Genomic DNA, 22,766 nt, shown 5'->3' with positions numbered 1-22,766 from the left:
TGGAGATCCCCTTTCGCCCTCGCTCGGCCGATGTGTTGATGGGATAGGTTGACCATGAATCGGCGCCCACCCGGCCAATTCGGGAAAAAGAGGGCCGGTGTGGAGCTGTTGCGTCCGCGATGTGGCTCCGGGCGCATAAGGGGAGGTTGTTTTTCATGGCCGCGGAACCCGGCGTAATCGACTCGGCTGGACGGAATGATTCAGGCCAAGTGCCCCCTTTCAAGGCCACGAGGTCGCTGGCGCTTCCCTACTACGTCTACGCCGTCCTGTCCAATTCGCTGTTCCAGCGCGGCGTTTTCGTCGTCTATCTCATGCACCAGGGCTTCTCGGCCGCCGAGATCGCGTTGCTGCAGACACTGCTCTATCTGGTCAGCGCACTGGCGGAGATCCCCACCGGGTTCCTCGCCGACCGCATGGGACGCCGCACGAGCATCGTTTTCGGCCAGTCGCTGATCGCGCTGTGTCTGGTCGGCGAGGTCACGCTCTCCGGGTATCCGTGGTTCGTCGCCCTCTTCGTCCTGTACGGCATCGGAATGGCGTTCGTCTCCGGGGCCGAGACCGCGCTGCTGTACGACCTGCTCCGGCGCCGCGGCCTGGAGATCCACTACGTCAAGGTGAAGTCCCGCTACACGACGCTGGGTTCCCTCACCATGGCACTGGCCATCGCCGTGGGCGGCAGCCTCCAGAAGATCTCCTGGGAACTGGTCTACCTCGGCGCCGCAGTCGCCCTGATCCTGTCGGCCGCGGTCATGATGGCCAAGGTGCCCGAACTCCGGGGGGAGGACGTCGCCGACCTCGACGAACCGGCCGGCTCCGGTGACGGCGGGGAGGGTGACGGCGACGGCGACGGGCCGCAACTGGGCAAGATGGCCATGCTGAAGAGCATCACTCCCCGGCTGGCCTCCTTGGTCCTGGTCTCAGGACTGATGCACGCGACCATGACGCCCTACTTCATCTTCATTCAGGAAGCCCTCACCCACCAGGGCGTGGCCACCAGCCTGGTGAGCGCAGTGATGTCCGCCGCGTTCCTCATCGGAGGTTTCGCCCCCCTGCTGGCGGACCGGGCCAACCAGCGGCTCGGCGTGCGCACGCTGGTCCCGCTGACCCTGGCCGTTCTGGTGGCGGCCCTCGGCTTCAGTGGCATGGAATGGGCATGGCTCACCATCGTGGTGTTCCTGCTCGCCGTGGGAGCCCCGGACATCACCGCGGTGGTGGTGGACGACGTCTTCAACCAGGGCGTGCCCTCGCGCTACCGCTCCAGCCTGCTGTCCGTCATCACGTTCGTCGAGTCGCTGCTGATCGCCTGCGGGTACTTCCTGCTGGGATGGCTCATCGACGCCTTCGGCTCCGGGGCCGGGTTCGCCTGGTACGCGGTGGTGCCCGCCGTCGCCCTGGTGCTCAGCATCCCGTCGGTCACCAAGGGCCGCTGGGTGAAGGCCGCCTGAGCGGACCGCTCGCAAGCGGTGGCCGACGGGGGCGCCTCCTCCGTCGGTCGCCGCTCCTCCCGCCCGTCCGTCCGACAACTCCGGAGTTCTTGCCATGTGTGGCCTCGTCGGTTTCGTCAGTTCCCGCGGTCCGCTTCCGGGTGACAACCCCGAGCTGGACCTCAAAGCCATGGTCGAGACCCTGGCGGCCCGAGGTCCGGACGGGGAGGCGACCTGGATGCACGACGGTGCGGCCCTGGGGCACACCCGCCTGTCCGTCGTGGACCTGGCGGGGGGCAGACAGCCCATGGTCCACGAAGCGGACGGCGAGCCGGTCGCCGCACTGGTCTTCACCGGCGAGATATACAACCACCGCGAGCTGCGCGCCGAACTGGCCGCTCGCGGACACCGGTTCCGCACGTCCTCCGACACCGAGGTCGTGCTGGCCGCGTACCTCGCGTGGGGACGGCACTGCGCCGGCAGGCTCGAGGGCATGTTCGCCTTCGCCGTCTGGGACGTGCGCACCCGCACCCTGCTGCTCGGCCGGGACCGCTTCGGGGTGAAGCCCCTGTACTACCGGCACGACGGGGACCTCGTCTGGTTCGGCTCGGAGCCCAAGGCGGTCCTGGCGCATCCCCACGTACCCGCCGTTCTCGACCTCGACGGCCTGCGGGAACTCGTCCTGGCGGCCCACCCCATGATCAGCACGCCGGGCCGCACCCCGTTCCACGGCCTTCGCGAGGTACCTCCCGGGCACACCGCCGTCTTCTCCCCGGGCCGCCATTCCATGGAGCAGTACTGGTCCCTGTCGCCACGGGAACACCTCGACGACCTGCCGACCACGGTGAGCCGGATCCGGGAGCTCCTGGAGGAGGCCGTCCGCAGCCATTCGCAGGCCGACGTACCGGTGTGCACCCTGCTCTCCGGCGGGCTGGATTCCAGTGCGATCGCCGCACTGGGGCGAGGCGAGCGGCAACTGCGCACGGTCTCGGTCGACTTCGGCGCGTCGCAGTCCTCGGACGAGGACGCGATGAGGCGGGGGTGGGACGCCCCCTACGTCGCCCTGATGAGGGAGTACCTCGGCTCCGATCACCGGGAGGTGACCATCACTCCGGCGGAACTTGCCGCACCCGAGCACCGGCGGGACGTGATCGGCGCCCGGGACGCCCTCGGGCTGGGTGACTTCGACGCCTCGCTGATGCTTCTGTTCCGGGCGGCACGCGAGCAGCACACCGTTGCCCTGGCCGGTGACGGCTCCGACGAGCTGTTCGGCGGATACCGCTGGTCCGTCGCGGCCACGAAGGCCTCCTTCCCCTGGTCCGATGCGGTCGGACGCGGGGATCTGACGCGACTGCTCGACGCCGGACTCTCCGCCGACCTCGACCTGGCCGTGCACCGGGACGAGCTGGCCAGGGCGGCGGCCGGCGAGCTCAGCCACCTGCCCGGCGCCGATGCGCAGGAGCGCAGGCTGCGGACGGCGAGCTACCTGAGCCTCACGCGGTTCCTCCCCGTGCTGCTGGAGCGCGCCGACCGCCTCGGGATGAGCTGTGGTCTGGAGATTCGTGTTCCCTTCCTGGACCGGCGGCTGGCCGAGTACGTCTTCAACGTCCCGTGGACGATGAAGACGTTCGACGGGAGGGAGAAGAGCCTGCTCCGGGCAGCCACCCGGGGACGACTGCCGGACGCCGTCCTGGACCGCACCAAGAGCCCGTACCCGGTGGTCCGTGACCCGGCCTACCGGGCGGCGCTGACCGGGCAGGTGCGGAACCTGCTCGACGCCGGGGGCCCCGCCCTGGCTCTGCTCGACCGGCAGGCCGTCCGCTCACTCCTCGTGGAGGCCGAAGGGGACAGCCGATTCCCCCGGGAGGGCCTCGAGTTCGTCCTCGATCTGAACCTCTGGCTGCACCGCCACGAGCCGTCGGTCCGCCTCTGACCGGATGGCACCGCCCCCGTGGTGCCGGTCGTGCCGCCTACTGCGGCGGGCGGTGCCCGGCGGGGTCAGTGGGCGCCCCAGCCGCCGTCCACGGGAAGGGAGGCGCCCGAGATGTAGCCGGTGAGCGGACCGCAGAGCCAGAGGGCGGCGGCGGCCACCTCCTCGGGCTCGATCAGGCGCTTGATGGCGGACCGTTCCAGCAGCACCTCGGAGGCCACCTGCTCCGGCGGGATGCCGTGCACGGCGGCCTGCGCGGCGATCTGGCCCTCCACGAGCGGGGTGCGGACGTACCCGGGGTTCACGCAGTTGCTGGTGACCCCGTGCGCGGCGCCCTCCAGGGCGACGACCTTGCTCAGGCCCTCCAGTCCGTGCTTGGCGGCCACGTACGCCGACTTGTACGGGCTGGCGCGCAGCCCGTGCACGCTGGAGATGTTCACGATGCGGCCCCAGCCGCGCCCGTACATGTGGGGCAGGCAGTGCCGTACGAGCAGGAAGGGGGCGGTCACCATGACCCGCTGGATGAGTTCGAAGCGGTCCGGCGGGAACTCCTCGACCGGTGCCACGTGCTGGAGTCCGGCGCTGTTGACGAGGATGTCCACGTCCCCCGGCAGGCCGCCGATCGAGGCACCGTCGGCGAGGTCCGCCACATGGGCCCGGCCGCCGGTGGCCGCGGCGGCTTCCTCCGCGGCCTCGGCCCGTACGTCCACGATGTGCACGGCGGCGCCGGCCGCGGCGAGCGCCCGGGCGCAGGCCAGGCCGATCCCGCTGCCGCCCCCGGTGACCAGGGCGGTGCGGCCGCCGAGGTCGGGCCGGCCCAGGTCCGGATGGCTGTCGTTTGTCATGGCCGGAACGTTAGGGAGCGGATTCCGCAGTGCCCATGGCTGCGGTCGCCACACCGGTGCGACCCGGCATGGTGGCGGCCGCCATTTCCCTCAGTTCCCCTGCAGCCGGTGGACCCGCTCCTCCGGCAGCCGCAGCGGGCTGCGGCCCGTGGCGAGGATCCGGACGCCCGGGGCCGCGGCCAGCAGCCGCCGCAGCCAGGTGCGGGCCGCCGGGGCCAGCTGCTCGGCCCCGACCAGGACCAGCAGCATGTCGCGCTCGGCCAGCCAGGAGGTGGCGTCGGCGGTACCGCAGGGCAGGAAGGGCATGCCCTCCAGGGCTCCGAGGGCGGCTGCGACGTCGGCCGGACCGTGCGGCCGGTCCATGCTGACGACGGCCGTGCCGTCGAAGAAGTTGGAGCCCAGACGCTGCGCCAGGACGCGCGCCACGCGGCCGGCCGGCTCGCGCCGGGGCGCGGTCAGCGTCAGCACCCGGCCGCGGCGGACGGCGGTCAGCAGGCGTGCGAATTCGGGTCCGCCGAGCGGCGGCGGAACGGCGGCAGGGACGCACAACGCCCCTGGATTTCCCCTGTCGTTGATCATCACGATGCCCCCGTTGCATACGTGTGACGGCGCGGCCGGAAGTGCAAATCCGGCCGCATTGTTGTCGATTATGCGTCAGTCGGCCCAAGAGGCCAGAGGAATCGCCTATTCCACTGAAAATTGGACCTATCGGAGGAAGTGGTAACGCATTTGTCACCCGGCGGACGGCTGCCCGCCGGCCTTGGTGAACGTGCCGAGCCCGGTCTGGTCGAGGTACTCCACCCTCACCGCACCGTCCTTGAAGGTCACTCCGGTCCGCCCCACCGCGTTCTCGCCGCGCGTCAGGAAGCTGAACGTGTTCCCGTCGTAGTGGGTCAGCGGGTAGCGCTCCGGCTCCGGGCCGAGCAGCAGCACCAGGCCGCCGTCCGCGCCCTCCACCACTTCGAGCCGGCCGTAGAACTCGTTCTCGTAGGTGCCCAGATACGCCGCGTCGTCCTGCGCCGCCTTCGCATCGGCGGGCGGGGAGGCGTAGTTGGTGGGGGAGGGCTCGTCGCCCAGCGACAGCTGCTGGGTGTAGAGCGAGGCGGCGAGGGCCAGCCAGTCCGTCCGCGGCTTGCCGTACTGCGCGGTGTCGAAGAAGTCCAGCGCCACCGCGTCGGGCACACCGGTCGGCGCCGCGTTGGTGAGGACCACGATGCCCAGCTCCTCGGCCGGCAGCATCGTCACGTTGGTGTTCGCGCCGAGGTCGAACGCGCCGGTGTGGCTCAGCCGCAGCCGGCCCTGGTCGTCGTAACTCACGTTCCAGCCGAACCCGTAGAAGCCGGTCCGGGCCACGGGCGTGCGGGAGGGCGACGAGGTGATCTGCGGCTGGTGGGTGTGGAGCAGCTCCTCGCCGTCGACGACCTGCTTGCCGCCGAGCTTGCCGGCCGCGAGCTGGAGGCGCAGCCACTTCGCCATGTCCTCGGCGGTGGAACTCGCGCCGCCCGCCGGGGCCTGCGCGTCGGCGTCGCGGACCTCCCGCGCCTGCCAGCTGCCGTCGGCCGTCCTGACGTGCCCGTACGCGCGGTCGGCGGCCTTCGCGTAGTCCTCGAACGTGGTGCTCGTGGCCGTCATTCCGGCGGGCCGGAACAGCACGTCCTCGCTCAGCTTCTGCCAGGTCACGCCCTTGGCCGCGGCCACCGCCTCGGCGGCCGCCGTCAGCCCGAAGTTCGTGTACGCGTAGCTCGTCCGGAACGGGTCCAGGGCCTCGTACTTGAGGTGCTGGAGGATGTACTGCTGGTCGTAGCCGAGGTCCTCCAGCAGGTCGCCCGCGTGGTCCGGCAGCCCGCTGCGGTGCGAGAACAGGTCCGCGACCGTCACGTGCTCCCCGACCCACGGGTCCTTCAGCGTGAAGCCGGGCAGGTGCTTGGCCACCGGGTCGCCCCAGCGGACCCCGCCGTCGGCGACCGCGCCCGCCACCACCGTGGAGGACAGCGGCTTGGACACCGACGCCAGCTGGAACACGGTGTCCGGGCCGACCTTCGCCGGCTCGCCGGCCTTCCGCACCCCGAAGCCCTTGAGGTACACGACCTTGTCCCGGTACACCACGGCCACCGACATGCCCGGGATGCCGGTGCTGCGCATCGTGTCGGCGACGTAGCCGTCGAGGCGGTCGAGCGCCTTCTGGACGTCCGCCTCGGTCAGCAGCGGCCAGGGCTCGGGCGGCGGGCTGGGTTCCGCGGCTCCCGCGCCCGGCACCGCTCCGGCGGCCAGCAGTACGGCCAGTCCCGTCGCGGCAAGCAGCCGGCTCCTGCGGAGCCGCATGCTCCGTACGGCATGCATACAGCCATTGAACGCCTCGCACGCCGGTCTGTCGTCCGGAAGCCCCGGCAGCCCCCTGCGATGCCCGCCCGCCGCTGCCGTACCGCGTCAACCCCGGTGGGCCGGCAGCCGGATCCGGGCGAAGTCGACCGCGTCGCGGAACGAGAACAGCCGGCAGTCCGCCGACCCGACCGTGCCGGTGCGCACCGGAGCGCCGCCGGGACCCGCGAAGTCCGCGCCGACGGCCGCGAAGTCGCTGTCGTCCAGGGCCACGTCCTCGTACTCCCACCAGCGCCGGACCCCCTTCTGCACCACCACGCAGCGGTAGGTGCGCCGGGGCGGCGCCGGCACCCGGTACTCGGCGAGGTGGAAGGCGGTGCACCGGTCGAATCCGACGCCCAGCAGCAGCACCCGGGCGTCGAGTTCGTACAGCCGGGCCAGCGGCGAGTCCTCGCCGAGATGGCAGTCGGGCCGGTGTCCGACGGTGATCCGTCCGGCCGCGGGACCGAGCGCGGCGAACGAGGTCTGCGGGTGCCCGCTGCGCAGCGCCCCCGGCGCCTGCCGGGCCGTTTCGGCGAGCACGCCCATGGTGGGAGCCGGGGTCACCGCCCGGTCGAACGCGGGCATCCGGTCGCGCAGCGCCGCCACCTCCTCCGGGGAGAGTCCCCGCACCTGCTCCCGGTAGTGGGGCGAGGTGTCGGAGTTCTCGGGCGTGAACGTCGGCACGACCAGGGTCCCGGACGGGCCGAGCGCGGCGCGCAGCGCGCGCAGCACGACCTCGGAGCCGCGGCCCCCGGGCGGCCCGGCCGGACCCAGCGCGCGCATCGACGCGTGCACCATCAGGACACCGCCCGCTGCCACTCCCAACGCGCGGAACCGGTCCGTCAGTCGGGTGTCCGAGTGCAGGGTGGTGCGCAGCGTGTTCACGCCCGTCTCATTCCTGTGGGGCAGCGGAGCGCCGCCCATCGTAGGACCGGCCGCAGGAGCGGGGGCCGGAGTCGGCCGAAACCACTTGAACGGGGGACGCGGTGGCCCGGCGGGGGCGCCGGGCCGGGGAGGCCGCAGCCGGGTCGCCGGCCGCATGGCGAACCGGCCCGCGCGACGACGCCGGGCCGGCCGTCAGCACCGGCAGGGCGCACGCACGGCGCTCCGGGGCCGCTCGGGGGTGCTCCTCCCCGCGCCGCCCGTCACCCCGTCGCCGGCAGCCCGTCCAGCAGGCCCGTGATCCGCTGCCGGGCCGCCCGGCCCTCCGGGGTCGGGAGGAGGGGGTAGCAGTGCGGCTGGCCGTCCGCCTCGATCAGTTCGGCGGGGGTGCCCGCCAGGCGGGCACGGGTGAGCAGCTCGCGGCTGTCGGGGGAGAGCACGTCACGGCTGCTCGTGAACACCGTCAGCGGCGCCAGGCCCGCCAGCGACCCGAACAGCGGGCTCACCCGCGGATCGTCCGTCGCCAGCGTGCCCGCGTACAGCCGGCCCGCCTCCCGCAGCCCGGCCCGCGCCAGCAGCGGATCGCGGGTCTCGATCTCGGGCTGGTCCGGGTGGCTCACCGACAGGTCCAGCCAGGGGGACAGCAGCACGATCCGGGTCGGCTGCACCCCGTTGCGGTCGCGCAGCTTCTGGGCGGCCGCCAGCGCCAGCCCGGCGCCCGCGGAATCGCCCATCAGCACCGTCTCGCCCGGCCCGCCGCTCTCGATCAGACCGCTCAGCAGGTCGGCGGCCACCGGCACGGTCCGGTCCGCGGTGCCGCGCGGCGCCAGCGTGTACGCGGGCACCACGACGTGCGCGCCCGCCTCCGCCAGGTTCCGCACCAGCGACCAGTGCGGCCGTATGAGCTCGTCGATGAACCCGCCGCCGTGCAGGTACAGCACCCGGGCGGCCGGCTCGCGGTCCCGCGGCGACACGTCGTACACCGGCCAGGCGCCGACGATCGTCCGCGTCACCTCCGCCACCCTGCCCAGGCTCCGCGGCGGCAGGTGCGAGGCCGGCCGGCGGGCGCTCTCCGCCACCCTGGCCCGGACCGCCTCGGCACTCGCCCAGCGGCGCCTGCGCCCCGCGGCCGTCAATGCCGCGGACAGCGCTCTACTGCGCAGACTCGGTACGCCCGACACCCCACACCCCTCCCTGCGGCGGCGGTTCCGCAGCGTGCTCCATCACAGCAGGTAGGAGCATAGGCGTGAAGTTCTGCTGTCGGTCCGCTTAAGAAATCCTCGATGGACTGATGGCCGATCTTGTCGGCACATTGGTGCGCGTCGGAGAGACCCGTGAGGCCCGTGTGGCCCACGGTGTTCACGTATGTCTCCTTCCGCCTCCCGCCCCACTTTCCCCGCATGGAGCCGCACCCATGAAGGCACTCGTCAAGCACAAGGCCGAGCCCGGACTCTGGCTCATGGACGTGCCCGAGCCCGAGTTCGGCCCCGGCGAGGTGCTGATCAAGGTGCTGCGGACCGGCATCTGCGGGACCGACCTGCACATCCGCTCCTGGGACGGCTGGGCCCAGGGTGCCGTGAAGACCCCGCTCGTGCTCGGCCACGAGTTCGTCGGCGAGGTCGCCGCGGTCGGCGCCGGTGTGGCGGACGTCTCGGTCGGCGACCTCGTCAGCGGCGAGGGCCACCTGGTCTGCGGCAAGTGCCGCAACTGCCTGGCCGGCCGCCGCCACCTGTGCCGCGCCACCGTCGGCCTGGGCGTCGGCCGCGACGGCGCGTTCGCCGAGTACGTGGTCCTGCCCGCCTCGAACGTGTGGGTGCACCGCACCCAGGTCGACCTGGACGTGGCCGCGATCTTCGACCCGTTCGGCAACGCCGTGCACACCGCGCTGTCCTTCCCGCTGGTCGGCGAGGACGTGCTGATCACCGGCGCGGGCCCGATCGGCATCATGGCCGCCGCCGTGGCCCGGCACGCCGGCGCCCGCAACGTCGTGATCACCGACGTCAGCCCGGAACGGCTGGAACTGGCCCGGAAGGCCGGCGCCACCCTCGCCGTCAACGTCGCCGAGTCCTCCATCGAAGCCGCGCAGCAGCAGCTCGGCCTGCGCGAGGGCTTCGACATCGGCCTGGAGATGTCCGGCCGCGGCGAGGCGATGCGCGACATGATCGCCAACATGACCCACGGCGGCAAGATCGCCATGCTGGGCCTGCCCGCCCAGGAGTTCGCGGTCGACTGGTCGAAGATCGTCACCTCCATGATCACCATCAAGGGCATCTACGGCCGCGAGATGTACGAGACCTGGTACGCCATGACCGTGCTCCTGGAGGGCGGGCTCGACCTCAGCCCCGTCATCACCGGCAAGTACGCCCACCAGGACTTCGAGGCCGCCTTCGACGAGGCCGCCACCGCCCGCAGCGGCAAGATCATCCTCGACTGGACCACCTGATCCGCAGGGGCTGACCACCCCTTCCCCGGCCGGGCCCCGCACCCCCTCCCCCTCCGCGGGGCCCGGCCACCCCCATGCTTCCGGCCGCCGCCGCCCGGCCCCGGCCCCGCCCGTCGACTCCGCCGCACAAGGAGCAGCACATGTTCGAGTCCGTACGCGACGACCTCCGCGCCACCCTCGACGAGATCCGCACCGCCGGCCTGCACAAGCCCGAGCGCGTTATCGGCACCCCGCAGAGCGCCTCCGTCGCCGTCACCGCCGGCGGCGCCCCCGGCGAGGTGCTGAACTTCTGCGCCAACAACTACCTCGGCCTCGCCGACCACCCCGAGGTCGTCGCCGCCGCCAAGGACGCCCTCGACCGCTGGGGCTACGGCATGGCCTCGGTCCGCTTCATCTGCGGCACCCAGGAGGTCCACAAGGAGCTGGAGGCCCGCCTGTCGGCGTTCCTCGGCCAGGAGGACACGATCCTCTACTCCTCGTGCTTCGACGCCAACGGCGGCGTCTTCGAGACCCTGCTCGGCCCCGAGGACGCGGTGATCTCCGACGCCCTCAACCACGCCAGCATCATCGACGGCATCCGCCTCTCCAAGGCCCGCCGCTTCCGCTACGCCAACCGCGACATGGCCGACCTGGAAGCCCAGCTCAAGGCCGCCGCCGAGGGCGGCGCCCGGCGCAAGCTGATCGTCACCGACGGCGTCTTCTCCATGGACGGCTACGTGGCCCCGCTCCAGGAGATCTGCGACCTCGCCGACCGCTACGAGGCCATGGTCATGGTCGACGACTCGCACGCCGTCGGCTTCGTCGGCCCCGGCGGCCGCGGCACCCCCGAGCTGCACGGCGTCATGGACCGCGTCGACATCATCACCGGCACCCTCGGCAAGGCCCTCGGCGGCGCCTCCGGCGGCTACGTCGCCGCCCGCACCGAGATCGTCGAGCTGCTGCGCCAGCGGTCCCGCCCGTACCTGTTCTCCAACTCGCTCGCCCCCGTCATCGCCGCCGCCTCCCTCAAGGTCCTCGACCTGCTGGAGTCCGCCGGCGACCTGCGCGAGCGCCTGGCCGAGAACACCAGGCTGTTCCGTACGAAGATGACCGAGGCCGGCTTCGAGATCCTGCCCGGCGACCACGCCATCGCCCCCGTCATGATCGGCGACGCGGCCGTGGCCGGCCGGATGGCCGAGCTGCTCCTGGAGCGCGGCGTCTACGTGATCGGCTTCTCGTACCCGGTCGTCCCGATGGGCCAGGCCCGCATCCGGGTCCAGCTCTCGGCCGCCCACTCCACCGCGGACGTCGAGCGCGCCGTCGCCGCCTTCACCGACGCCCGGGCCGCTCTGCAGGCCTGACACAATGGCAGGGTGATCGACCCCCGCCGGCTGCGCATCCTGCGGGCCGTGGCGGATCACCGTACGGTGACCGCTGCGGCCGCGGCGCTCTACCTCACCCCCTCGGCCGTCTCCCAGCAGCTCGCCGCGCTGGAGCAGGAGACCGGGCACGCCCTGCTGTCCCGCAGCGGCCGCGGAGTGCGGCTGACCGCCGCCGGCGAGATCCTGCTCGGCCACGCCCACGAGGTGCAGGCCCAGCTGGAGCGCGCCGAGGCCGAACTCGCCGCCTACGCCGGCGGCAGCTCCGGCGAGGTCACCGTCGCCGCCTTCGCCACCGGCATCGCCGAGGTGCTGGCCCCCGTCCTGGCCCGCCTCGCCCGCGAGCACCCCGGGATACGGGTACGGGTCCGCGACGCCGAAGGCGACCAGAGCCTGCCCCTGCTGCTCGACGGTGAGGCCGACGTGGCGCTCGCCGTCGAATACCGAGGCGGTCCCGGGGCCGACGACGGCCGGCTCTCCCTCGTCCCGCTCTACGCGGAGCCCTTCGACGCCGTGCTGCCCGCCTCCCACCCGCTGGCCATGCACCCCGCCGTCTCCCTCGGCGAACTCGCCGACAGCGACTGGATCGGCCAGAGCCCCGGCAACCCCTGCCACGACGTGGTGGTCCTCGCCTGCGAACTCGCCGGCTTCCAGCCCCGGCTCGTGCACTCCTCCGACGACTACCGGGCCGTCGTCGCCCTGGCCGGCGCCACCGCCGGCGTGGCCCTCGTACCGCGCTCCGCGCTGCGCGGCATGGAGCTCAAGGACACCGTCGTCCGGCCCGTCACCGGGCCGGCCGCCACCCGGCGGGTGTTCGCCGCCGTCCGCCGCGGCGCCCAGACCCACCCGCTGCTGCGGCCCGTCCTCGACGCCCTGCGGCAGGAGGCCGCGAACCTGTCCACCGGCTGAGCCGGGCCGTCATGGCCGCGCGCCCGGGCCGCGCGCCCCGGCCGCGCCGTCCCGGCCGAGCCGCCCTACTCCGGCCCGGGGGCCCCCAGCTCCTCCGGCGAGGTGCCCGGATGCCCCGAGGTGCGGGCCACCTCCGTCACCACACGGGCGAACGCGCACAGCAGCGGCGTGTCGTTCCCCCGCCGCCACACCAGCCCCCAGTCCAGCGGCGGGGCGTCCGTGATCGGCACGTACGCCAGGTCCGGACGCCGGTAGAAGCGCACCACCTGCGCCCCCACCGGATACGCGCCCTTGCCCGCCGCGATCAGGGCCAGCCCCTCCTGGAGGGACGTCGCCTGCGCGCCGCGCTCCGCCGGCTCCTCCGGGCCGCCCGCGCCCAGCGTCCGCGACCGCGACCAGTACGCGGGCATCGTCGGGGTCCGGATCATCGTCAGCCCGTCGAGGTCCGCGAGGGTCAGCTCGCTGCGGGCGGCCAGCGGGTGCGCCGAGGAGATCGCCAGCACCCGCGGCTCGCGCACCACCGGCGGACCCGCCGTCAGGTCCGGCTCCCGGACCGGGAAGCTCGCGTTCATCAGGTCCAGCTCGCCGCTGCGCACCGGCTCCTGCGCCACGCCGAACGCGTACTCGCGCAGCTCCACCTCGCAGTCCGGGTGCCCGGCCCGGAACGCGTCCGCCGCCAGCACGAACAGTTGGCCCCAGAGCGCGCCCACGAACCCGACCCGCAGGGTGCCCGTCGTCCCGTGCGCGGTCGCGATCGCCCGGTGCACGGCCTCCGTGATGCCGCGGGCGTGCGGAGCGAGGTCCTCGCGCAGCTGCTCGCCCAGCGGGGTCAGCGCCACCTGCCGGCTGGTACGGACGAACAGCGGTGCCCCGATCCGGCGCTCCAGCTTCTTGATGGTCTGGCTGACGTGCGCCCGGGACACCCGCAGGCGCTCGGCGGCGCGGCCGAAATGAAGCTCCTCGGCGAGCACCAGGAACCCGTCCAGTTCGTGCCGCTCCAATACCATGCACTCCCATCGGTAATCCAGAGTGATCGATTGTTGCAGTTTTCGGCGTTGTTCCTGGTGGGACCCGTCGAGGAAGGTAGACGGGGAGCACCTCTCAGGCCGCATTCCGGCCATTGCGCGTGCTCCGCACGGCCGCACGCGCCGGCCCGCCGCACCGGCGGGCGCCCGGCGGCCGCCACCGGAACCTGGCGCGGGCGCCGGGGCTGCACGGGTCGTCGGGAACGGGGGTTCAGACGACCTGCACCTCGACGCCCGCGTCGCGGAACTCCGCCACCGTGGCCTCCGCCACCGCCGCGTCCGTGACCAGCACGTCGACCCGGGCGGCCGGGCAGATCCGGGCGAACGCCCGCCGCCCCAGCTTGCTGGAGTCCGTGGCCACCACCACCCGCCGGGCCCGCTCGCACAGCAGCCGGTTGATCGCCGCCTCGTCCTGGTCGTGCGCCGACGCCCCGTCGCGCGGGTCGAACGCGTCCACGCCCACCACCGCCGTGTCCAGGGTGATCTGGCCCAGCACCCCGTCCGCGAGCGGGCCGGTCAGCTCGTACGTCTGCGGCCGGGCCACGCCGCCGGTCACCACCACCTTGAACTGCGGGCGGATCGCCAGTTCGGCGGCGATGTTGAGGGCGTTGGTCACCACCGTCAGGGTCACCGCACCGGCCGCCGCGCCCGCCAGGTCCGGGCGGGCCGCCAGCGCCCGCCCGACCTCGGTGGTGGTGGTGCCGCCGGTCAGGCCGACCACCTCGCCCGCCCCGATCAGGTCCGCCACCGCCGCACTGATCCGCTGCTTCTCCGCCGCCCGCCGGGAACTGCGGTAGCGCAGCGGCAGCTCGTACGACACCCCGTGCACCACCGCCCCGCCCCGGGTGCGGACCAGCAGCTGCTGCTCGGCCAGCTGGTCGAAGTCGCGCCGGACCGTGGCGGCCGACACGCCCAGCTCGGCCGCGGTCGCGTCCACGTCCAGCCGCCCGCGCTCCACGAGCAGGTCCATCAGGGTCTTCCAGCGGGCGTCGCGCGACATCCGGCACCTCCGCCTTTCCTCGTCCGTCGGCCGGCCCCGGTGACCGCCGGTGCCGCACACGTGACCCTAGCTCAGTGACTCCCCGCCGAAGATGCTTGAAGTTGCTTGAAACAGCGCGATAACTTGCACGAACAAGCATCATTGCGTCACCCCGCATGTCCCCGCGGCCCCCGGGAAGGGTCGTGGGTGACCCGCGGGATCCGAGGGGGACCCGCGAGGGACCCGAGAGGGAGTCGCCCGTCATGAGCCATGCCGCCCACGAACTCAGCTCGCAGCCCGAGTGCTGGCAGCGCGCCGCCGAACTCGCCCCCGCGCACCGGGACCTGCTCCCGGCCCCCGGCGAGCGGGTCGCCGTCACCGGCTGCGGCACCTCCTACTTCATGGCCCGGGCCGCCGCCGCCCTGCGCGAGGCCGCCGGCCTCGGCGAGACCGACGCCTTCCCCGCCTCCGAGTTCCCGGCCGGCCGGCGCTACGACCGGGTGGTGGCCCTGACCCGCTCCGGCACCACCACCGAGGTGCTCGACCTGCTGGCCGCGCTCCGCGGCCGCACCCGTACCACGGCCGTCATCGGCGACCCCGACACCCCGGTCGCCGCCCTCGCCGACGACCTCGTCGTCCTCGGCTTCGCCGACGAGCGGTCCGTCGTTCAGACCCGCTTCGCCACCACCGCCTTCACCCTGCTCCGCGCCCACCTCGGCGAGCACCGGCCGGCCGCCGTCGCCGACGCCCGCGCCGCGCTCGCCGAACCGCTGCCCGACGGCCTCGCGGACTGCAGCCAGTTCACCTTCCTCGGCCGCGGCTGGACCGCCGGCCTCGCCGAGGAGGCCGCGCTGAAGATGCGGGAGGCCTCGCTCTCCTGGGCCGAGGCCTACCCGGCGATGGAGTACCGGCACGGCCCCATCAGCGTCACCGGCGAGACCAGCGCCACCTGGATGTTCGGCGAGGCCCCGGCCGGCCTGCCCGAACAGGTCGCCGCCACCGGCGGCCGCTGGATCCAGGGCACCCTCGACCCGCTCGCCGAACTGGTCCGCGCCCAGCGCCTCGCGCTCGCCGTCGCCGGCCGCCGCGGCCTCGACCCGGACAGCCCCCGCCACCTGACCCGCTCCGTGATCCTCGCAGGGGAGACCCGATGACCCTCGCCGCCACCGGCAGCCTCGTCGGACCGGCCGCCGCCGAGCGCCGCGCCGTCGCCGCGTTCAACATCATCACGCTGGAGCACGCCGAGGCGGTCATCGCCGGCGCCGAGGAGGCCGGCGCCCCCGTCATCCTCCAGGTCAGCGAGAACGCCGTGAAGTACCGCCACGGCCGGGTGCTGCCGCTGGCCCGCGCGGCCGCCGCCGCGGCCGAGGCCGCCGGCGTGCCGGTCGCCCTCCACCTCGACCACGTCAAGAGCCCCGACCTGCTGCGCCAGGCCGCCGCGGCCGGCTTCAGCTCGGTCATGTTCGACGCCGCCCACCTGCCGTACGTGGAGAACCTGTCCGCGACCCGGGCCGCCGCCGACTGGGCGCACGCCAACGGCCTGTGGATCGAGGCCGAGCTCGGCGAGGTCGGCGGCAAGGACGGCGCCGCCCCGCTCGACGCGCACGCGCCGGGCGCCCGCACCGACCCGGAGGAAGCCCGGCGGTTCGTGGCGGCCTCCGGCGTGGACGCGCTGGCCGTCGCCATCGGCAGCACCCACGCCATGACCACCCGCACCGGCCGCCTCGACCACGACCTCCTCGCCCGGCTCGCCGCCGCCGTGGACGTCCCGCTCGTCCTGCACGGCTCCTCCGGCCTGCCCGACGGCGAACTCGCCGCGGCCGTCGCCGGCGGCATCACGAAGGTCAACATCGGCACCGCCCTCAACGTGGCCATGACCGACGCCATCCGCGCCTACCTCGACGCCCACCCCAGCGCCGCCGACACCCGCACCTACCTGTCGGTGGGCCGCGCCGCCATGGCCCGCACCGCCACCGCACTGATCACCGCCCTGGGAGCGGAGGTGCCGCTGCCGGAAGCCGTACGCGCCTGAGCACGGCCGCGACGGACGGTCCCGGGGGAGTACGGGCCCCGGGCCGCCCGTCACGCCCCTGCAATGCCCCTTCCACGCCCCTGCCATGCCCCTTCCACATTCCTGGAACGAGTTCTAGTCTGTGCGCCGCCGAGCGGGTCCGTACCGCAGCAGCCGGAGTCTGGAGGGGCCGTGCACCTCGAATACACGCCTGAGCAGCAGCAGTTGCGCGCCGAACTGCGCGCGTACTTCGCCGAGCTGGTCCCCGAGGACGTCTCCTCCCGGTACGCGGAGCCCGCCGCCCAGAAGCGGTTCTACCGCGAGACCATCCGCCGGCTCGGCACCGACGGCTGGCTCGGCGTCGGCTGGCCCGCCGCATACGGCGGCCGCGGCATGTCGCCCATGGACCAGTTCATCTTCTTCGACGAGGCCGCGCAGGCCGTCGTACCGCTGCCGCTGATGGCCCTCAACACCGTGGGCCCCACGATCATGCAGTTCGGCACCGAGGAGCAGAAGGCGTACTTCCTCCCGCGGATCCTCTCCGGGGAGATCGACTTCGCCATCGGCTACAGCGAGCCCGACGCCGGCACCGACCTCGCCGCCCTCCGCTGCAAGGCCGTGCGCGAAGGCGACGAGGAGACCGGCACGTACGTCGTGAACGGGCAGAAGATCTGGACCACCAACGGCGACACCGCCGACTGGGTCTGGCTCGCCGTCCGCACCGACCCGGACGCCCCCGCCCACAAGGGCATCACCATGCTCCTCGTCCCCACCGCCGACCCCGGCTACAGCTGCACCGTCATCAACACCCTGGCCTCGCACGACACCACGGCCAGCCACTACGAGGACATCCGGGTGCCCGCCACCCGGCGGGTCGGCCGCGAGAACCACGGCTGGCGCCTGATCACGAACCAGCTCAACCACGAGCGCGTCACCCTCGCCGCGCACGGCACCATGGCGATCCGCGCCCTGCACGACGTCCAGCGCTGGGCCGCGGCCACCAAGCTCGCCGACGGCCGCCGCGTCATCGACCTCGGCTGGGTCCGGGGCCGTCTCGCCCGCACCCACGCCCGCCTCGACGCGATGAAGCTCCTCAACTGGCAGATGGTCAACGCCGTCCAGGACGGCACCCTCACCCCGCAGGACGCCTCCGCCGTCAAGGTCTACGGCTCCGAGGCCCGCCGCGACGCGTACGCCTGGCTGATGGAGGTCGTCGCCGCGGCCGGCCCCCTCAAGGACGGCTCGGCGGGCACGGTCCTCCACGGCGAACTCGAACGCGGCTACCGCAGCGCGGTCATCTTCACCTTCGGCGGCGGCAACAACGAGATCCAGCGCGAGATCATCTCCTGGATCGGCCTCGGCATGCCCCGGGTCCGCCGCTGACGAACCCCGCCGTACGGTCAGCCCCGCGGGGCCGGCCGGGCGGGGACCGGGCGGAGCGGGGCGCGCCAAGTGAGGCGGGTGCCGCCGGTGTCAGGGGACTCCAGCTCGAAGGCGCCGCCGACGCTGCGGGCGCGTTCGTCGAGGTTGGCGAGGCCGGAGCGGCGGCCCTGCGGCGGGATGCCGACGCCGTCGTCCGACACGGTCAGGACCACCTCGCCGGAGGCGGCCTGCAGGGCGACGGCCACCCGGGTCGCGTGCGCGTGCCGGGCCGCGTTGCTGAGGAGTTCGCCCAGCACGGCCACCACGTGGTCCGCGACGCCCGCCGGCACGTCCGTGTCCAGCAGGCCCTCCATGCTCAGCCGCGGCGGATGGCCCAGCACGGCGGCCGCCTCGCCGACGGCGCGCGCCACCCGGGCCCGCAGGCCGTTGTCGCCGTCGCGGTCCTTGGTGCGCAGCCCGAAGATGGTCGACCGGATGATCTTGATGGTCTCGTCCAGGTCGTCCACGGCCCGGGTGAGCCGCTGCGCCGCGTCCTCGTGGTCCACCAGGCGGCCGGCGCTCTGGAGCGTCATGCCGGTCGCGAACAGCCGTTGGATCGCCAGGTCGTGCAGGTCGCGCGCGATCCGGTCGCGCTCCTCCAGCAGGGCGATCTGCTCGGCGTCGCGGCGCCGGTCGGCGAGCTCCAGCGCGAGTGCCGCCTGCCCGGCGAACGCCAGCAGCGGCTCCAGCTCGGCATCGGTGAACACCGGCTCCCCGGCCGCCCGGGCCAGGAAGAGCACGCCCCGGCCGGACGCGCCCTCCGAACCCAGCGGCACCGCCACCGCCGGCCCCCACTCTCCGGGCAGCAGCACGTCCGCCCCGTAGCGGGGGTCCGCGGCCGCCTTCGGCGTCGTCACCGGAGCCCCCGCCGTCCACGCGGCCCCCGGCTGGGTGCCCTCGACGGGCAGCACGAGGCCCTGCCGGCGGGCGGCGTCCGCACCCGTCGCCGCCTCGACGAGCAGCCCGCCGTCACCGCCGACCGCGGTGGCGATCTCCGCGGCCCGGGAACCCGTGATGTCCTGCGCCCGCAGGGCGATGAGTTCCAGAACCTCGGCCCGGGCACTGCCGGACAGCAGGCTGCGGGTGATCTCGGCGTTGGCCCGCAGCCAGCGCTGCTGGCGCTGCGAGCCCTCGTACAGGCGGGCGTTGTCGATGGCCACGCCGGCGGCCACCGACAGCGTGCTGATCACCGACTCGTCTTCGGTGTCGAACTCGACCCCGCCCCGCTTGTCCGTCAGGTACAGGTTGCCGAACACCTCCTCGCGGACCCGGATCGGGACGCCGAGGAACGAGCGCATCGGCGGGTGGTGCGCCGGGAAGCCGTGCGAGGAGGTGTGCGCCCCCAGGTCGGCCAGCCGCAGCGGTTCCGGGTGCCGGATCACCTCGCCGAGCAGGCCGTGCCCGGCGGGCAGCGGCCCGATCTCCGCCGTCTCCTCGTCGGTGAGGCCCACGGTGAGGAACTGCGACAGCGTCCGGCCGTCCGGACCGATCACCCCGAGCGCCCCGTACTCGGCGTCCACCAGCAGTGCGGCGGCCTCGACGATACGGCGCAGCACCTGGGAGAGTTCGAGCTCCCGGCCCACCGACACGACGGCCTCCAACAGGCTGTGGACGCGGTCCCGGGTGCCCCGGGCGGCGTCGATGCGCGCCTGGAGCTCGTCGAGCAACTCGTCCAGCCGCATCCGCGGCATCTGCGACAACGGGTCCCCCACCACGGCCTGACCGACTCCCTCGTGCTCTGCGAGCCGAAAGACTATCGGCAGCCGGGGGCCCGGACGGCCGGACGCCGGATTCCGCGCCTCCGGCCGTACGGAACGGGGTGCGGCCGGTCTCAACGGGGGTGCGTGGACGGCCTACCGGACGGTCAGCACGTCCGCCACCGGGCGCCGCGGGGTCGCGTGGCCCTGCGGGCCGAAGCCGAGCCGCACCACCATCTGGACGTGGGCCGGGCCCGCCAGCGGATCCCTGGCCGTCCACCGCAGTTGCGGCCACTCCAGCGGCTGCGAGGTCATCGACGTGGCCAGGCCGTCGGCGGTGGCCCGGAGCAGGACGCGTTCCAGTGCCTGCCCCGCGCGCAGCCAGTCCTCGGGCGCGTCGCCGTCGGTGCTCAGCAGCGCGAGCTGCGGCCTCCGTTCGAACGCGGCCCAGGGCCGGCCGGGCAGCTCCCGGTGGCGGCCGAAGTCGCGGACCGCGGCCTTCGGCCCGGTGCTCCGCGGCCCGAACGCGGTGGCCGGGATGCCGTCGCGGCGGGCGCCCGTACCGGCCTGCGCCCGGTCGGTCCAGGCCGCGGTCTCCGCCTGCAGCGCCGGATCGGTCTCCTCGTACTGCTCCGCGTCCCGGACCAGACCCAGGACGGTCTCGGTGTGCCACTGGTCCGGCACGGTCAGCCGGCCGCCCTCCAGCAGCGCGGCCGCGGCCAGCCCGTCGAGCAGCGCAGCCGGGACCGGCTCGGTGCCGAACGGCTCGCGGCTGGTGTGCCGGCGCCGCAGTACGGGGTGCAGCGCGGCGAGGGCCCGGTCCGGGCCGGGCGGCCCGGTCAGGTCCACGGCCGCCAGCAGCCACGGGTCGGTGCGGTCCGGCAGCAGCCGGACCCGGGCACCGTACCCGTGGGCGGCGGCGGACACCCGGAGGTTGAACAGTGCGGCGCCGCAGCCGATGTGGAGGGCGCGGTGGTCGGGGTCGGCCCGGTGCAGGGTCCGGGCCGGGTCGCCGTACAGTTCGGCGGTCCCGGCGGCCGGGCGGAGGACGAACTTCCATGGCTGGGCGTTGTGCATGGAGGGGGCGGTGACGGCGTCGGCGATGAGCCGGGAATCGGGTGCGGTCATGGGACTGCTCCTGTCTGTGCGTCGCCGCCGCGGCCGGTGTCCGTCGGGCCCGGGCGCCGTCGGAAGCGCTCCCTCCACCTTCCCGCCCCGCCCACCTCCACCCCCAGGGGCCAACCGGCCCCCCTCGGGTCCCGTCCGGCCCTGCCGCCCACCGGGCGAGGCAACTCCGCCCCGCTCGGGCCGGCTGCCCTCTGGATGGGGCAGCTCCACCCTGCTCGGGTCGGCTGCCCGCCGGGTGGGTCAGCTCCACCCTGCTCGGGTGGGTTGCCCTCTGGGCGGGCCCATCCACCCCGCTTGGGGCGGTTGCCCGCCGGGCGGGGGCACATCCAGCCCCTCCAGGGGGTCAGGAGGTGCGAGGTGGGAAGGGGTGGCGGTCCGGGGGGACGAGGGTGTGGCTGGCGATGACCGCCGCCTGGACGCGCCGGTCCACCCCCAGCTTCGCGAACAGCCGCGACACGATGTTCTTCACCGTCTTCTCCGCGAGGAACAGCCGCGCCCCGATCTCCCGGTTCGTCAACCCCTCGCTCACCAGCACCAGGATCTCCTTCTCCCGGTCCGTGAACCCCGGCAGCCCCGGCGCCTTCTCCGCCTCCGGCACCTCCCCCCGCATGCGTGCCATCACCCGCGCCGCCGCCCTGGGATCCAGCATCGACCGGCCCGCCGCCACCGTCCGCACCGCTGTGACCAGGTCCGTCCCGCGGATCTGCTTGAGCACGTAGCCGCGCGCCCCCGCCATGATCGCGTCGAGCAGCGCCTCCTCGTCGTCGAACGAGGTCAGCATCAGGCAGGCCAGGTCCGGCATCCGGGAGCGCAGCTCGCGGCAGACCGTCACCCCGTCCCCGTCCTGGAGCCGTACGTCGAGCACCGCCACCTGCGGCCGCAGCGCCGGCACCCGGACCAGCGCCTGCTCGGCCGTCGACGCCTCGCCGACCACGGAGATGTCCGGCTCGGCCTCCAGCAGGTCGTGCACCCCGCGCCGGACCACCTCGTGGTCGTCGAGGAGGAAGACCCGGATGGGTTCCCCAGCCGCGCCGCCGGCGGTGTCGTAGGTCATCTCGGGCTCCTCGTTCGGGGTCGCGCCGGGCCTCGGGCCCGCCCCCGCCGGGGACGGCCGCCGCTGCCCCGCGCGCGGCAGGTGTGCACGGGTGCGTGTACGCACGGATGGACCGGGCACACGCCCCTGCATCCTGCCCGGACGCCGGGACCTCCGGACAGGGCCGATCGGCCCTTCGTACGAGGCGTACGGACCTACCGCGGACGCGGCTGCGCCTGATGGGCTGGGAGGGCGATGACGCACGACGAGACGAGGACGGCGGCATGGGCAGAACGATGATCGCGCTCAGGACGGTGGCGCTCGGGGACGGGTGGCCGGGCGTGGCCGTGGAGGGCGAACTCGACATCCACACGGTCGCGGCGGTCGAGCCGCGCCTCGGCCGGGTCGCGGACGGGGGCGGCGACCTGCTGCTCGACGTCTCCGGGCTGGCGTTCTGCGACAGCTCGGGCATCGACATGTTCCTGCGCCTGCAGCGGCGTTGTGCGCGGGCCGGGGCGCAGCTGCTGCTCGACGGCGTGCCGCCGATGCTCGCCAAATCCATGCGCGTCCTGGGAGCCGATCGTGCCCTGTGCTGCCGCTGGGCTTGAACTGGGGCGGGCGACGGCCGGTCCGGACGAGGGCGGCGGGCCCCGCCGGATGCGGCCGCTCGACCGGACGGAGGCGCTGCGGCTGCTCGGGACGGTGTCGTTGGGGCGGGTGGTGTTCACACAGCAGGCGCTGCCGGCGGTGCGGCCGGTGAATCACGTGGTCGACGGCGAGGACGTCGTCGTCCGGCTGCACGACGGCAGCGCGCTGGCCGGGCTGCTGGCGCCGGCGGACGCGGACGGGGTGGTCGTCGCGTACGAGGCGGACGAGATCGACCCGGTCACGCACCTCGGCTGGAGCGTGGTCGTGACCGGCTTCGCCCGGCGGGTGACGGACGCTCGGGAGGCGGCTCGGCTGGCGGGGCGGCTGCGGTCGTGGGTGGCGCCGGATCCGGTGCAGGTGGTGCGGATTCGGCCGGACCTGGTGTCGGGGTTCCGGCTGGAGAGGGGTGCGGGGAGTTCGTGACGAGTACGGGTCCCCGCCGCGCCAGGGGGGTGCCACCCCAGCCCCCGCGCGGCCTCCGGACCCTGCGGGGCAATCCAGTCCCTCCGGCGTTCGAGACCCTGCGGGGCACATCCCGCCCTTCGGCATTTGAGACCCGGCCGGGCAAATCCAGCCCCTCCGGCGCTTGAGGAGCGGGTCCGGGCAGAGCCCGGTGCCCGGCGCCGCCACCTCCAGCCTCTCCGGCGTTTGAGGAGCGGGTCCGGGCCGAG

The 22,766-nt window shown here is 73.8% G+C and carries 20 protein-coding genes; 10 read left to right on the top strand and 10 right to left on the bottom strand.

What is annotated here, in order from left to right:
* Positions 1-209 precede the first annotated feature (209 nt).
* Both LG634_RS34460 and asnB read left to right on the top strand, forming a co-directional pair.
* Entirely contained in the window at positions 210-1,445 is a 1,236-nt protein-coding gene (locus tag LG634_RS34460) for an MFS transporter (RefSeq protein ID WP_226739955.1), read from the top strand.
* 94 nt (positions 1,446-1,539) lie between these two features.
* The gene (gene asnB, locus LG634_RS34455; protein WP_226739953.1) at positions 1,540-3,357 is read left to right on the top strand and encodes an asparagine synthase (glutamine-hydrolyzing); all 1,818 of its coding nucleotides are present in this window, start codon (positions 1,540-1,542) and stop codon (positions 3,355-3,357) included.
* Between the two features lie 65 nt (positions 3,358-3,422).
* Here the strand turns inward: asnB and LG634_RS34450 are convergent, their stop codons facing one another.
* The 5 genes from LG634_RS34450 to LG634_RS34430 all read right to left on the bottom strand — a co-directional run bounded on the left by LG634_RS34450 (position 3,423) and on the right by LG634_RS34430 (position 8,455).
* Positions 3,423-4,199: a 3-hydroxybutyrate dehydrogenase gene (locus tag LG634_RS34450; protein WP_226739951.1), complete on the bottom strand. Its 777-nt coding sequence runs from the start codon at positions 4,197-4,199 to the stop codon at positions 3,423-3,425.
* Positions 4,200-4,289: 90 nt separating this feature from the next.
* On the bottom strand, positions 4,290-4,778 hold the full coding sequence (locus LG634_RS34445) for a hypothetical protein (RefSeq protein WP_226739949.1): 489 nt from the start codon (positions 4,776-4,778) through the stop codon (positions 4,290-4,292).
* Between the two features lie 153 nt (positions 4,779-4,931).
* Complete coding sequence (locus LG634_RS34440) at positions 4,932-6,521, bottom strand: serine hydrolase (RefSeq protein WP_226739948.1); 1,590 nt, start codon at positions 6,519-6,521, stop codon at positions 4,932-4,934.
* Positions 6,522-6,626: 105 nt separating this feature from the next.
* Positions 6,627-7,445 (bottom strand): AAC(3) family N-acetyltransferase, encoded by an 819-nt coding sequence (locus LG634_RS34435; protein WP_226739946.1) that lies wholly within the window; start codon positions 7,443-7,445, stop codon positions 6,627-6,629.
* A gap of 260 nt (positions 7,446-7,705) precedes the next feature.
* Positions 7,706-8,455, bottom strand: a complete 750-nt coding sequence (locus tag LG634_RS34430) for an alpha/beta hydrolase fold domain-containing protein (protein ID WP_226739944.1) — start codon at positions 8,453-8,455, stop codon at positions 7,706-7,708.
* Positions 8,456-8,856: 401 nt separating this feature from the next.
* On the opposite strand from LG634_RS34430, the gene tdh reads away from it, so the two are divergent.
* The 3 genes from tdh to LG634_RS34415 all read left to right on the top strand — a co-directional run bounded on the left by tdh (position 8,857) and on the right by LG634_RS34415 (position 12,152).
* Positions 8,857-9,885: an L-threonine 3-dehydrogenase gene (tdh, locus tag LG634_RS34425; RefSeq protein WP_226739942.1), complete on the top strand. Its 1,029-nt coding sequence runs from the start codon at positions 8,857-8,859 to the stop codon at positions 9,883-9,885.
* Between the two features lie 140 nt (positions 9,886-10,025).
* Entirely contained in the window at positions 10,026-11,225 is a 1,200-nt protein-coding gene (locus LG634_RS34420) for a glycine C-acetyltransferase (RefSeq protein ID WP_226739940.1), read from the top strand.
* Between the two features lie 12 nt (positions 11,226-11,237).
* Positions 11,238-12,152: a LysR family transcriptional regulator gene (locus tag LG634_RS34415; protein ID WP_226739938.1), complete on the top strand. Its 915-nt coding sequence runs from the start codon at positions 11,238-11,240 to the stop codon at positions 12,150-12,152.
* Between the two features lie 65 nt (positions 12,153-12,217).
* On the opposite strand, the gene LG634_RS34410 is transcribed toward LG634_RS34415, so the two are convergent.
* Both LG634_RS34410 and LG634_RS34405 read right to left on the bottom strand, forming a co-directional pair.
* The gene (locus tag LG634_RS34410) at positions 12,218-13,159 is read right to left on the bottom strand and encodes a LysR family transcriptional regulator (protein ID WP_226739936.1); all 942 of its coding nucleotides are present in this window, start codon (positions 13,157-13,159) and stop codon (positions 12,218-12,220) included.
* 229 nt (positions 13,160-13,388) lie between these two features.
* Positions 13,389-14,177 carry a DeoR/GlpR family DNA-binding transcription regulator gene (locus LG634_RS34405; RefSeq protein ID WP_226739934.1) on the bottom strand — a complete coding sequence of 263 codons (789 nt, stop codon included), beginning with the start codon at positions 14,175-14,177 and terminating at the stop codon, positions 13,389-13,391.
* 242 nt (positions 14,178-14,419) lie between these two features.
* On the opposite strand from LG634_RS34405, the gene LG634_RS34400 reads away from it, so the two are divergent.
* The 3 genes from LG634_RS34400 to LG634_RS34390 all read left to right on the top strand — a co-directional run bounded on the left by LG634_RS34400 (position 14,420) and on the right by LG634_RS34390 (position 17,550).
* Positions 14,420-15,310, top strand: coding sequence for an SIS domain-containing protein (locus tag LG634_RS34400; protein ID WP_226739933.1), 891 nt, complete (start codon positions 14,420-14,422; stop codon positions 15,308-15,310).
* Positions 15,307-16,188, top strand: coding sequence for a class II fructose-bisphosphate aldolase (locus LG634_RS34395; protein WP_226739931.1), 882 nt, complete (start codon positions 15,307-15,309; stop codon positions 16,186-16,188). The genes LG634_RS34400 and LG634_RS34395 overlap by 4 nt, the downstream gene beginning before the upstream one ends.
* Before the next feature lie 171 nt (positions 16,189-16,359).
* The gene (locus tag LG634_RS34390) at positions 16,360-17,550 is read left to right on the top strand and encodes an acyl-CoA dehydrogenase family protein (RefSeq protein ID WP_226739929.1); all 1,191 of its coding nucleotides are present in this window, start codon (positions 16,360-16,362) and stop codon (positions 17,548-17,550) included.
* 17 nt (positions 17,551-17,567) lie between these two features.
* Here LG634_RS34390 and LG634_RS34385 read toward each other — a convergent pair whose 3' ends face one another.
* The 3 genes from LG634_RS34385 to LG634_RS34375 form a co-directional block, all read right to left on the bottom strand.
* A complete protein-coding gene (locus tag LG634_RS34385) occupies positions 17,568-19,280 on the bottom strand; it encodes a GAF domain-containing sensor histidine kinase (protein ID WP_226739966.1) in 1,713 nt (570 codons plus the stop codon).
* Positions 19,281-19,442: 162 nt separating this feature from the next.
* Positions 19,443-20,414, bottom strand: a complete 972-nt coding sequence (locus tag LG634_RS34380) for an Acg family FMN-binding oxidoreductase (protein WP_226739928.1) — start codon at positions 20,412-20,414, stop codon at positions 19,443-19,445.
* A 343-nt stretch (positions 20,415-20,757) separates the two neighbouring features.
* Complete coding sequence (locus LG634_RS34375) at positions 20,758-21,468, bottom strand: response regulator (RefSeq protein ID WP_226739926.1); 711 nt, start codon at positions 21,466-21,468, stop codon at positions 20,758-20,760.
* Positions 21,469-21,731: 263 nt separating this feature from the next.
* On the opposite strand from LG634_RS34375, the gene LG634_RS34370 reads away from it, so the two are divergent.
* The gene (locus LG634_RS34370) at positions 21,732-22,055 is read left to right on the top strand and encodes an STAS domain-containing protein (protein WP_226739924.1); all 324 of its coding nucleotides are present in this window, start codon (positions 21,732-21,734) and stop codon (positions 22,053-22,055) included.
* A 49-nt stretch (positions 22,056-22,104) separates the two neighbouring features.
* The gene (locus LG634_RS34365; RefSeq protein ID WP_226739964.1) at positions 22,105-22,518 is read left to right on the top strand and encodes a pyridoxamine 5'-phosphate oxidase family protein; all 414 of its coding nucleotides are present in this window, start codon (positions 22,105-22,107) and stop codon (positions 22,516-22,518) included.
* Positions 22,519-22,766: the final 248 nt, after the last annotated feature.

The organism is Streptomyces bambusae (assembly GCF_020532645.1).
GTDB classification, from domain to species: domain Bacteria; phylum Actinomycetota; class Actinomycetes; order Streptomycetales; family Streptomycetaceae; genus Streptomyces; species Streptomyces bambusae.
Note: the sequence above shows the minus strand (reverse complement) of the source record. Positions and strands in the feature narration are given on the sequence as shown.